The organism is Bacillus sp. FSL R5-0443 (assembly GCF_038608285.1).
GTDB lineage: Bacteria > Bacillota > Bacilli > Bacillales > Bacillaceae > Bacillus > Bacillus velezensis.
In genome coordinates this window covers 1,788,693-1,802,118 of the sequence record NZ_CP152013.1, presented here as the reverse complement: position 1 = coordinate 1,802,118, position 13,426 = coordinate 1,788,693, and the positions used below count along the sequence as shown (strand labels likewise).

Here is a 13,426-nt window from a genome sequence, read left to right as displayed (position 1 = left end):
CTCATTTAAATGCTTTCCAAAACATTTTTTTCGCAGGAAGCTCTTGTTTCTCCGCTAGTACGTCAGGTTCTTTTACCAGAGCCTTACGTCTTAATGACGGTACCGGCAGCGGCTTTCTTTTCATTCGGGTATCTTTTTCTTCCCAAGCTTCCAGAATGACGTGGGCGTTCGTTCCGCCGTCAGCAAAGCAGTTGATGGCTACTGACGGTCTGGCTGCATCCCATTCGCCGGCTGTTTTATGAAAATGAAAATCTGTCTTTGTTATATCAAAATGCGGCATCGGTTCATCTCCTGAGAGGAACGGAACCGTTTGTTTATGCTTCAGCATTAATACGACTTTAATGAAGCTTGCGATGCCTTCTGCGCAAAGCGGATGCCCGATGTTCGGCTTAATTGACCCGATGCCGAGCGGAACATGCTGGCCAGAGCGGTATACGGCTTGAATCGCCTTCAGCTCAAGCAAATCAGTTACAGCGGAACCCGATCCGTTTGCTTCGATATAACTGATGTCTTCCGGCTTTTTGCCGCTTTTGAAAAGCGCGCTTTGCATGACATCTTTTTGCGCCTGCATATTAGGAGCTGACGGGCCTGCCGTTCTGCCGTCATTGTTCATGGCGGCAGCCTTAATGACCGCGTGTATCGTGTCGCCGTCTTTTTGCGCCTGGCTTACTGTTTTTAACAGCACCATGCCGACGCCTTCACCGAGGACAACTCCGCCTGAACGCTTGTCAAATACGTGAAATGCCGGCTTTTCGTTTAACAGCCCGCGCTCTTGGAACATCCGGTGCGCCGCATCCGTGTTCAGCAGGCTGACGCCGCCAACTACCGCCGCTTTGATATCGCCGCTTCTCAGTGCCTGAACGGCCATGTTCATTCCTGTCAAAGCCGATGAACAAGCCGTATCAAGCACGATGCTCGGCCCGCGCAGATCAAAAAATTGCGAAACGTTTGCCGCTAAATAATTCTGCCCGCCCGCAACGATCGGGTTGCGGGTATTCGCAAGAATTTCAGGATCAGGCTGATGCTGGCTTCGGCCTCCGATATACACACCGGCCTCTATACCCTTGATTTCTTCACGGGAATAGCCGGCATGGCACCAAAGTTTCAAGCTCTCTTCCAACACCGCCAATGCCTGAGGGTCCATCGCTTTCGCGTCGTTTTCCGGAATGAAAAAGAATTCGGAATCAAAGTGATCCATATTGTCAATCAATCCCGCAACGTATTGATTTGCATATCCGAAACGTTCCGCCGGGACGGAGCCGATTGCGGACCTGCCGCTTCTCAGCAAGTCCCAATATTGTTCTAACGATTCCGCTCCCGGAAAACGGCAGCTCATTCCGACGACGGCAATGTCTTCAGTTACGGCATCACGCTTTTGTTCAGTATGAACCGTTTGTACGGCAGCCGGAACCAAGATTTCTGTATCAGGTTCCTCCCTTTCAGCAAGCAGCGGCTGTCCATTGGATACAAGCCATTCGGCAAACGCGTCAATCGTCGGATGTTCATATAAAACAGACGGATCTAAGTCCTCTTTGAGCGCTTGATTCATTTGCTGTAAAAGCTGCGCTAAAATGATCGAATCAACCCCGTAATCCTGAAACGGTTCGTCTGTTTCCAGTTCTTCCGGAGCGATTTTCAGCTCATCGGAAAACAGTTTCACAAGCCACGTCTTCGTATCAAGAAGCAGTTCTCTGTCTGAATGTTTTTCAGCGGCTTTGCCGTTTATTACGGCTTCAGTCTCTTTTTGTTTTTTCTCTTGACAGAGCAGCCTGTCAGGATGCCATTCGCTCCGATCAATGATAGCCGGCAGAACGGACGGGCGGATGTTTTCAGATAAAATGCGGTCCAGCAAGTCAAGTCCTTCCGCGTTGGACAGTCCCAGCAGCCCGGTCTGCTTCAAGCTTTCTGTGCGGACTTCACCCAATCCGGTTTCCTTCCAGTTCGGCCATTGAATGCTGACTAACGGATATTGATGCTGATGAGCCGCCGCGAAATAATCCATGTACGCATTTGCCATCGCATAATCCGACTGTCCCGCCGCGAGCGCCGGAACGACTGCAGATACTGAAGAAAATAAGACAAAAAATTGCAAAGGCTCATTTGTGAAAAGGCTGCTTAATGTTTGAAGCCCTGCGACTTTCGGTTCCAGCACTTCTTGTATATCGTCAGCAGTCTTTCTGATAAACGCCGGATTTACTGAATTAACAGATCCCGCACAATGAATGACGCCGCCGATCGGTCCCATCGTGCGCCGGATCGTTTCAATTTCCGCTGCCGCCGCATCATGATCAGACAATTTCAGACTGATCACCGCCACTTGCACTCCTTTTGCTTCAAGCTCTTCAATCGCCCGTATCTTCTCTTTCAGCCTCGTATTAACGGCTGACCGTTTATGACGGGGAGGAATCGGCTCCCTGCCTGTCAGCACTACTTTTTTCACGCCGTGTTTTTCTGTGAAATGGCGGGCGCATAAGAGACCCAGTCCCCTCGTGCCTCCGGTAATGAAAAGCACATGGTCTTCAGGAAACGGTGCGGGCTTATGTTCTGCTCGCTTCCCGCTTGGAATCTCCCTGAATAAAGCACGGTATCTCTGTCCGTTTCGGCGGCAGATTTCCGGTTCTGTGCTGTCCGCCGCAAATTCATCTGCAATCTGTTTGGCAAGCGTCTGCTGATCCGTATCTGTATCGGCATCCATGTGTCTGGACGTCACGTTTTGATACTCATTTTGAAGCATTCTGTACAGGCCGCTTTTTGCCGCTCCTGCAAGATGAATCGTTTTCTGCTGAAATGGCTCCAAGCCTTTTGTTACATATAGCAGCGTCAGCGGCCGCGCCTGCCGGCGGCTTGTATCAATCAGAGTCTGGAGCCGGCTGATCCCTTCCAGTGAAGGGTCTTCGTCTCCGCATCCCGTCAGATCGATTGCGCCATCTATGTGATTCCAATCGCTAGCTGCAGTGTCAGCCGAATCGACCGGGAGAATGAATGAGTCAGTGAAATGCTTTGCAGTCTCTTCGGCTAGCTCCGCTGTTCTTGCATCAGCCAGAATCATGACCGTCTTGCCGCTTTTCTCACCGGCCGAATCGATCTCACAAGGAACCCATTGCTTTTCTAAAAGCACAGCCTCGCGCCGGTCTTCTGTTTCCTGCGGTACAGCTTTCGGCTCAGGCAGCCAGTACGGCTCCTTCGCAAACGGATAAGCCGGCAGACTGATTCTGCGGGGTTTTTCGCCTTGATAGAGTCTGTCCCAGTCCATCTGAAGCCCTTTGGCCCACAATTCCGCTATTTTGGCGTATTTTTTCTTATCGAACCATGACCTCACAAGCTGCTTCAGGTCATCGTCCGTTTCAAATGCTTTGATTTCTTTTTTAGCCGTTTTGATATGGGCTTCATATATCCCTTCACCCGTATTTCCGTTTACAAAATCGGTTAAACGGCTGATCAGTTCTTCTCTCGAACCGGCTGTAACCGCAAGACGGTAATCCATCGCATCACGCCCGGTTTGAAGCGTGTACGCCATATCTGAAAGATTGATATTCTGATTGGCTTTTGCAAATTCGATCACAGACTCGGCATAGGTTTTTACCTGGGGCGCTTTTTTCGCCGACAGCACAAAAATGTTTGTCTCATCAGGCTTACGGCTTCCCCGGTCTTTCGGCTGATACTCTTCGATAACGAGATGAGCGTTTGTGCCGCTGTAGCCGAATGAGCTGACACAGGCCCGCCGCGGTGCTCCGCCTGTTTCCCAAGGTTTGAGTTCGGTATTGACAAATAAAGGCGAGTCATCGAAATCAAAATGTTCATTCGGCGTGCTGAAATGAAGGGTCGGCACAAGCTGCTGATGCTTCATCGACAGCAGAACCTTCTGGACGCTTGCTACACTTGCCGCCGCCGACGTGTGCCCAATATTCGATTTAACCGAACCGATGGCGCAAAATTGTTTGCGATCCGTTTTTTCCTTAAATACAGAAGACAGGGCTTCTAATTCAATCGGATCCCCCTGCTTTGTGCCGGTGCCGTGCATTTCCGCATAGGTGATGCTCTCAGGGTGGATGTTGTGCGCTTCATACACTTGGCGCTCTAAATCCATTTGGCTTTTCGCGCTTGGTGCGGTAATGCCGTTGGTTTTTCCGTCCTGGTTAATTCCAGATCCGATAATGACTCCGTAAATATGGTCTTGATCGGCTTCCGCATCTTTCAGCCTCTTCAAAACGAGCGCCCCCGCGCCTTCGCCAGGCACAAATCCGTTCGCACTGTTATCAAATGCTTTACATTGGCCGTCAGGAGACAGCATTCCTGCTTCACACATGCTGATGTATGATTCAGGCGTTAAATACAAGGTCACACCGCCGACAAGCGCCATGTCAATTTCATGATTCAACAGCGCCTGACGCGCCAAATGAGTCCCGACGAGAGATGAAGAGCATGCCGTATCGATCGGAATGGCCGGCCCTTTCAAATTGAGATAATAAGGCAGGCGGGCCGCCGCGATGCTGAAACTGTTGCCCGTCGCGCTTCCTCCTGTCTGATGTTTGTTTAACATCATGCCGTATTCATTGTTCATAATCCCCAAATAAACGCCGCAATTTTTCCCGTTTAATTCTTTTGAGCTGTAACCCGCATCCTCAAAGGCTTTAAAACCTTCCTGTAAAAATATCCGGTGCTGCGGGTCCATAAGTTCCGCTTCAGACGGAGATATATTAAAGAACAGCGGATCAAACTCTTCAATGCCGTCAAGCATACCGATTGATCTGCAGTATACTTTGCCCTTCTTGTTTAAGGCCGGATCATAGTATTTGTTTACATCCCAGCGGGAAAGCGGGATGTCGCGAATGGCGTTTTTCGCACGGGCTAAGTTGTCCCAATATGTCTTTAGGTCCGGCGCATCCGGGTACTTGCCCGACATGCCGACGATGGCTATCGCGTCCGCTATCTCGTCTTCAGGCTCCCGTTTGGCCTGCACCGGTTCAGGTTCCTTTTGAACCGTTAATCTCTCCGGCTCGGCAGGTGTTTTCTCCTGCGGGGCATGTTGCGTAAGCGGCTTTGTACGTACGGGAACCGCCTGTTTTTTTCTTCCGCGGACAGACGGCTGCGTACGCAGAAAATCGGCAAATTGACGGATTGTCGGATAATCATACACTTTCGTTACGTTACAGTCCGTGCCGTACCGTTTATTGACGGCCTTTATCCATTCAAGACCGGTAATCGAATCCATACCCAAGTCAATAAAGGCCTCATCAATATCTACTTCATGCCGCTCCATGTACAATACATCAGCCAGTGCTTTTGATAACTCGTCATGCACCGCTTCAATCGGTTCTTCCGGTTCGGCGGAAGCTGCCGTTTCAGACATCGCCTCCAGAATATCCGCTTCTGCTTGTGTCACATGCTGCTTATGAGCGTTTAAAGGCTGCAGCATGATGTTTGATGGTTTTTTCACGGCCTCTGTTTTCTGCGGTTCGGTTGCTTCCTCAAGGATCGGTTCTGTCCCGAGCTCTTTTTGCAAGAAAGCCGCAAACTGGCGGATTGTCGGATAATCATATACTTTCGTCACCGTAAGGGACGTGCCGTATGCTTTATTAACAGACTTTATCCATTCAAGACCGGTAATTGAATCCATGCCGATATCAATAAATGTGTCGTCTGCGTCGATATCGTCGGCATCCATATATAAAACGTCTGCCAAACTTTCGGTCAATACGGCACTTACTTTTTCAGCGGAAACCGCCGGACGGGAAGCGGGCTGTACGGTTCTTTTCGGTTTCGCGCCGCTCAAAGTCTGCAGTGTAATGTTTGACGGTTTTTCTTTGACAGTCTCCTCGTGAAGAGTTGTTACTTCAATGACCGGTTCCGGGGCGGCCGCCGGTGCGATCGGCGCAGACTGTGTTTCGGCCGGTCTTTTGACAGCTGCATCAGCTGATGTGTCGATCCAATAACGGTCTTTTGCAAACGGGTAGGCCGGAAGACTGATTTTTTGCGGTCTGCCCATTTGATACAGCTTATCCCAATTCAGCGGAAGGCCCTTCACCCAAAGCTCTAATACCTTTGCGGCTTTGCCTTTTTCAAGCCACGCCTCAATGGTTTTTTCCATGTCCTCATCAGCCGTAAACAGCGCCATCGTGTCTTTATTCTGTTTGACTTGTCCGCGGTAGAGCTGGTCAATTGACTCCTTGCCGCCCGTAAATTCGTCAAGCTTCTCTTCAAGCTCGCGCAAATTGCTGACAATCATTCCGAGACGCTCTTCCATCGGTTCACGGCCGATTTGAAGCGTATATGCGATCCGGCTCAGATCCGCTTCCCGGTAACGCCCGCTCCGCAGTGCATCAAGAAGACGTTTCGCCCGTTTTTGAAGACGTTGCTCATTTTTCGCAGAAAGGACGATCATCGACGGATGAGGCGCGGCAAAAGCCGTCTCCTTATCCTCATCAGCGGAATATTCTTCGATGACGATATGAGCGTTGACGCCGCCGGCTCCGAATGAGGAAAGCCCCGCGGTTCTCGGCAATTCATTATTTACTCCGTTTTCATTTATGACCGGTCTTTTCCACTCTTCAAGCGTCTGCTGCACTTTAAACGGCGTAGCGAGAAAATCAATATTCGGGTTAAGCGTCCGGGAATGCAATGACGGTGCGAGCTGCTTATGCTTCATTTGCAGGAGCACCTTCGTCAGCCCGGCGATGCCCGCGGCGCTTTCACAGTGGCCGATATTGGATTTCGCTGAGCCGATGGCACAAAACTGTTTATCTTGTGTTTGTTCTGAAAAGGCTTTTGTCAGACCCGTGATTTCAATCGGATCGCCGAGTGAAGTCCCGGTGCCGTGGGCTTCGATGTAGCTGACCGCCCTCGGATCGGTTCCCGCGTCTTTTAACGCCTGTTTGATCACCGCGGCTTGGGCGTTCGGATTCGGTACGGAATACCCGTTTGTTTTTCCATCATGGTTCACGGCCGTTCCTTTGATCAGGCCGTAAATATGATCACCATCCGCTTTTGCTTTAGAAAGCGGCTTAAGGAGTACGGCGCCCACTCCTTCACCGGGCACATAACCGTCCCCGCCTTCTCCGAAACTTTCACATCTGCCTTTGCTTGATAAAAATCTGTTCTGGCCGAGCATCAAATATTTATTCGGATGAACGGATACATTGACGCCCCCGGCAAATGCTGCTTCGCATTCCCCGTTCCGCAAGCTTTGGCATGCCAGATGAATGGCTGTTAAAGAAGAAGAGCACATCGTATCCAGAGCCATGCTCGGGCCGTTAAAACCGAATACATAGGAAGCCCTGTTCGCAATTGATGACGGATTTCCGGTCAGCGCAAGCGATTTACCGCGCGCCTGTTCTTCGGCTCCGTAAAGCTGATATTCCTCGTACATGACGCCGACGTAAACACCGACATTAGCGCCAAGCAAATCACCCGATTTTTCCGTGAGCTTTTTGCGCGTGTAACCGGCATCTTCCATCGTTTCGTAGACACATTGCAGGAATAACCGCTCCTGCGGGTCCATCAATTTTGCATCACGGGGCGAAATAGAGAAGAATTGCGGATCAAATTTGTCCACGTCTTTCAAAAATCCTCCCCATTTTCCGTACGTCTTGCCTTCTTTATCTTTATCAGCGTCGTAATAAAGACTGTGATCCCATCGATCGTTTGGAATTTCGGTTATGCAGTCAGTGCCTTCACTCAAATTCTTCCAAAATTCCTGAAGATTTTCGGCCTGCGGATATCGTCCTGATATACCGATAATCGCGATATCTTCACGCTCTGTAAGCTGCTGATTTTTTCGCGTGTCTGGACGGACTTGCGCAAAGCCTTTTTTGCCTTCATTCCGTTTGAAAACGGGCTTTACTTTCGCTTTCTCAGACAGCGCTGGTTTGGCTTCAGGGGTTTCTTCTGTTTTCACCCCGGTCACTTCCAGCAGCGTGTCCCGGTGTGCTTTCATAAAATACTGCGCCAGCGATTCGATATTCTGGTACTCGAAAAACAATGTTTTTGACAATGAACCGAAGCTCTTTTCCAGCCGGCCCGTCAAATGCATAATCATAATCGAATCAATTCCGTAATCTTCCATAGGCGCCTTGGCATCAATTTTGCCGACAGGAAGTTTGGTCACTTCCGAAAGCACTTGTTTCAAGAAATGCTCCGTTTTTTCTGCAAGCATGCTCTCTCCGCCTGCTGTAAGACCTGCCGTTTCTTCCGTTTCGCTGCCCTTATCCGGCTGATCATCCGCTGATTTTTTCAGAAACGCCCGGATTTTTGCGGCGTAGCCTTCCGTCACCATGACTTGGGATGTGTTTGCCGCCCACCCGCGGTATAAAGCCTGAATGCCGTTTTCTGTTTGCATAGGGACCATGCCGCTTTCTTTTGTCAGCATGGCTTCCGTTTCAGCATCAACCGTCATGCCGCCGTCTTTCCAAAGCGGCCAGCAGATTGAAAGGGTATGTCCAAAGCGTTCATTTCGGGCTTTTTTACGGTTTCTTTTTTCACTGAAGGCGTTCATAAACGCATTGGCCATCGCATAATCAGCCTGGCCCGCGCTTCCGGCGCTTCCGGCTCCGGAAGAGAAAAGAATCAGAAAATCAAGCTCAATGTCCTTTGCCGCTTCATCAAGATGAACCAGCCCGGAGACTTTCGGCGCCAGTACATCACGGATTTCATCTTTGTGCTTTTTCAGAATATAGTTGTCTTTTATCGTTCCGGCGCTGTGTATGATACCGTTTAATCCGCCGTACTGCCGACAGATGTCCGCTGTGAGCGATTGAACTTCTTGTTTTTCCGTTATGTCTGTTTGTTTGTACACAGCTTGCGCGCCGAGATCGGACAGTTCTTGAAGCTGGGCTTTTTTACGGTTATCCAACAGAGAACGCCCCGTTAAAATAAGAACGGCGTCTTTTGCATGCCGGGCGATTTCTTTGGCGAATAAAAATCCGAGTCCGCCCGCACCGCCTGTGATCAGATAAACACCTTTATCCTTCCACGGCTTTTCGGCGCCGAACTGTTCAAGCCCTGTTTCCTGCCATTGTGCCGTATAGCGCCTGCCGTTTTCATAGCGAATATGCTTGTCATCAGGATGAGCGCTGCATTCTTTTACATATCGGGACAGAATGTCTGCCTTGACGTCCGGCTCCAATTCAATCAGCTGGCCGGTCAGGTTCGGGTTTTCAAGCGCCGCTGTTTTCAAAAGCCCCGTTAAGCCGCAAAGGAGCTGCGTATCCGCTTCTTGAGGCACGACAATCTGTATAAGCTCGCGCCCGCCGGAATTTGAAGCGAGGATTTTCTTCACTTCTTCGAACGCCTGAAGCGCACAAGCTTCAAACCGTTCGTCTTCACTCTTATGCTGATCACGGAGCACATGACAGCTGAAGTCCGTCTGTATGCTGTTCATTTGATCCGTAAACCGGTCAGATATCATCACGTGACGGGCTTTGAAATGGATCGGCGCTTCTTCATGTACAGCGGCCTTCTCTTCCCATACGTGTTCAAAATATAGTGTATCTGTTTTATCCGTTTCAATTTCCCGTGCGGAATAACCAGTCATTTTCACACATACATTGCCTTGTTCGTCACATACATCAATATCCAGCTTCTGCACGGCATCTTCAGGCTTGCTTTCGCCGCTGTACGCAATGGAAACCCACATATCGCTTTTACAGCTTTTCAACACATCAATCTGTTCGAGAGCAAACGGCAGCATCGGCCGTATGTCAGTCCCGTCTCTGTCAAGCATTAACCCGATTGTCGCGTGGAAGGCCGCATCCAAAAGGCTCGGATGGAGGACAAACTGATCTTTTGTATGAGAAATAGATGACGGGAGTGAGAGCTTCGCGAGCACTTTGCTGTCTTTTGCATAGATTTCCGTGACCGCTTTGTGAGCATCCCCGTATTCAATCCCCATCTGTTTGTATGCCTGATAGCAAGCGTCAGGTGTGATCAGACGGCGTGACTCTCTTAATTTGTCAATCTCGATTTTGGCCGGTTCGCCCGCTCGGACAAACGCTACGCTTCCTTGCGCATAGAGTACGGGCTCTTCTTCCGAGGAAGCCGATTCACTGTAAACCGTAAATCCCATCTCTCCATTTTCTTCGTCATAAAGGCGGAGATACAGTTCTGCGGACTCATCCGCCGCTGTAAACGGACGTATCCATACGACATGTTTCAGCCGGACTGTTCCTTCTTCCTTCGTTTCTGCCGCATGTTCAACGGCCGCCCGGACCATTTCCAGATAAGCCGCGCCCGGTAACGTCCGCTCGTTTTTGACGACGTGATCTTTCAGGAAAAACTCTCCGCCGCTAAACGAGGACCGAAAACGGACGCCTGACATGTTTGATACATTTTCATGCAGGAGCGGATGCAGCATGCCTGCATTTTTTTGCGGCAGCGATTCTCTTTTCTCCGCCTTCGGCACCCAATACCGGATTTTTTCAAACGGATATGTCGGCAGGCTGATCCGATTCGGTTTGTTTTCACCGTACAAGAGATTCCAATCCATCGTTCCTCCGCCGGCCCACTTTTCGGCAATCATCTCCAGAGTTCCGGAAGAAAGCCATTTATGTATTAAGTCCGGAGCAAGCTCTGCCTGTTTGCTTTTATCGGCTCGGTTCCGCCAGCACCCGCTGACCGTTTTACCCGCCAGAAAGCCTTCCAGCCGCTCTTTGAGCTGTGTCATATTCTGAGCGGTGAACGCAACCCGCTCCTCCATCTGTTCACGGCCGATCTGAAGTGTATACGCCGCATCCTCAAGCGGCAGGCCGGGATGAATAAATGCAGACAGCTTCGCAACATACTCTTTTAGCCGTTCTTCATTCCGGGCTGAAACCGGGAAAATGAATGTCTGTTCTTCTGCCGGTTCATACGCTGTTCCGTGTGATTCTTCAGGGATAAATTCCTCCAGAATGAGATGCACGTTTGAACCTGTCGCCCCGAAAGAACTGATCCCAGCACGCCGGGGATATACGGTTTCGTTTCCGTTTTCCTTTACTGAAGGCTGCTGCCACTCTTCGGTATGATGCTGGACGTAAAACGGTGATTGTTCAAAATCTAAATACGGATTCAGCTCCTCGGAATGAAGAGACGGCACCAAAGTTTTATGGTGAAGCTGCAGGGCAACTTTGCTTAAGCCGCTGATGCCCGCAGCCGATTCCGCATGGCCGATATTGGACTTCACTGATCCGATCGAACAGAACTGTTTGTCCTGTGTGTACTGGCGGAACGCCTTGACAAGGCCTTGAACCTCAATCGGATCGCCGAGAGAAGTTCCCGTCCCGTGCGCCTCAATATAACTGACCGTGCGCGGATCGATGCCCGCTTTGTCCAGGCATTCTTCAATCAAATCGGCCTGCGCGACAGGACTCGGCACGGAAATTCCGCTCACTGTCCCCACGTGATTGACGGCACTGCCCTTTATCACCGCATAAATCCGGTCTCCGTCTTTTACCGCCTCCCGCAGCGGTTTTAATAAAACGGCACCGATTCCTTCAGCCGGTACATAGCCGTCTCCGTCTTTCCCGAATGTATGACAAACTCCGTCTGTTGAAAACATGTCCCATAAACCGTATGTCAGATATTTATTCGGATGCAGCGACAAGTTGACGCCTCCGGCAACCGCCGATTCACATTCCCCGCGCCGAATGCTTTCCGCAGCAAGGTGAACCGCAGTCAGCGAAGATGAACAGACCGTATCGACCGCCATGCTCGGCCCGTGAAAATTGCAAAAATATGAAACTCTGTTTGCGATTTGCGCATAATTAAGAGAAAGCGGGAATACATGATCTTCAGAAGAAGCTTCAGCCCCGACCAACGTATAATCCTTATGCATCACCCCTGCGAAGACGCCGACGCGCTGTCTCTTATTCCGTCCGCGCGCCTCTGCGAGCGACTTCGGCGTATATCCGGCATCCTCAATCGTTTCCCAGCATGTTTGTAAAAACAGCCGTTCCTGAGGGTCCATTGTTTCAGCTTCCCGCGGCGTAATCCGGAAAAATTGGGGATCAAAGCAATCCGTATCATCAATAAATCCGCCCCATTTTGAAATGCTCTTTCCGGAAGGCGACTTTACATTTTCAAACCGGCGCCAGTCCCAGCGAGACTCCGGAATTTCGGTGACACAGTTTTTTCCTTCTTTCAGGTTTTCCCAGAATTCATGAATATTTTCGGCCTGCGGATAGCGGCCGGCCATGCCGATAATCGCGATATCTTCATCTTGCGGAACACTGCTTTTCCGCCTGTTTTCTGTTTGCGGCTCAACCGGCTTCGCCATTTTTGCCGGAGGCGCGCTGAAATGGCTCCCGTACTGCTCAGTCAGGAAAGCCGCCAGCTCTGCTGCCGTCGTATATTCAAACAGCAAAGTCGGAGAAAGGGTTTCGCCGATTTTTTCGCTGATCGTTTCGACGACATCAAGCAGTCCGGACGATGTCAGCCCCATTTCATAGTAGCCGACTTGAGAATCAATCTGTTCAAGCGGCTTGCCGATTTTTTCCGCCATCAGATTCATGACATACCGCTCTGCTTCCTCATGCGGGTGTCCGCCTTCAAGCGATGCCGCAACTTCCGGTAAACCGGCTTTTTCAGGAGACTTCTCAGCAGTCTTTCGTTCTGTATTGATCAGCTCGGCATCCCGCACGAGCTTGCTTGTGAAATCTTTCAGCTCGGCTACTTTCCGGCCGGATGCGTTAAAAAACTCCAGTGTAATGTAAATGAGCTCCTTTTCCTGCCGAAGCGACGAACGTTTGATTCTCGTGATGCAGCCGGCCTGCAAAGGTTCGGAAGCTGTAAAAGATTCGTAGAAAAGAGGCAGAAACAGCCTCTTTTCCCCATTTAACAGCGATGAGATCAATAGGTTTGCGCCGACGCCGCTTCCGTCAAGAAGAGTCGGATGGAACAAAAACCCTCCGGCCTGTCCCATCGCGTCTTTTCCGAGCGATACATCAAAGGTGACGCCGTCCCGCTCCTCAAACACTTCTCCTTCTGCTTTCATATATCCGCTGTGAACCAATTCCTGGCTTCTGCATTGTGCATAAAGCTCATTTAAATCGATGGTGCGTTCCGCCCCGCGTTTGACAGAGTCAAGATCAAGCGTGTCACTGAAAATTGCGGGTGCCGTCTCGTGCATTTCCGCTTTGACGTAAATACGTTCTTCCGGCTGTACTCGTCCGCCGCTGACCTCAGCCCCTTTTGCGGTAAGTTTCCAGCGCCCTTCTTTTACCTTTGTACATTCAACCGTAAGCTTGACGGCGCTGTCTTCTTTCGCAATAAGCGGCTGATATATGGATAAATGGCGCAGCTGAAGCCCGTCGTATGAATAGCCGCGCTCTTTGAAAATCTGATAAAACATATCAATATAAGCCAATCCCGGAAGGACTTTTTGTCCGTAAACGTCATGGTGTAAAATAAACGGATTTTTCAGCGATAAAGTGATTTGCTTATTGAAGTTCTTCAC

Annotated in this window: 1 protein-coding gene; it reads right to left on the bottom strand. The window is 50.2% G+C overall.

All coding sequences use genetic code 11. The features are described from left to right. Window position 1 precedes the first annotated feature (1 nt). Window positions 2–13,426, bottom strand: a complete 13,425-nt coding sequence (locus NYE28_RS08935; protein WP_342490387.1) for a type I polyketide synthase — start codon at window positions 13,424–13,426, stop codon at window positions 2–4.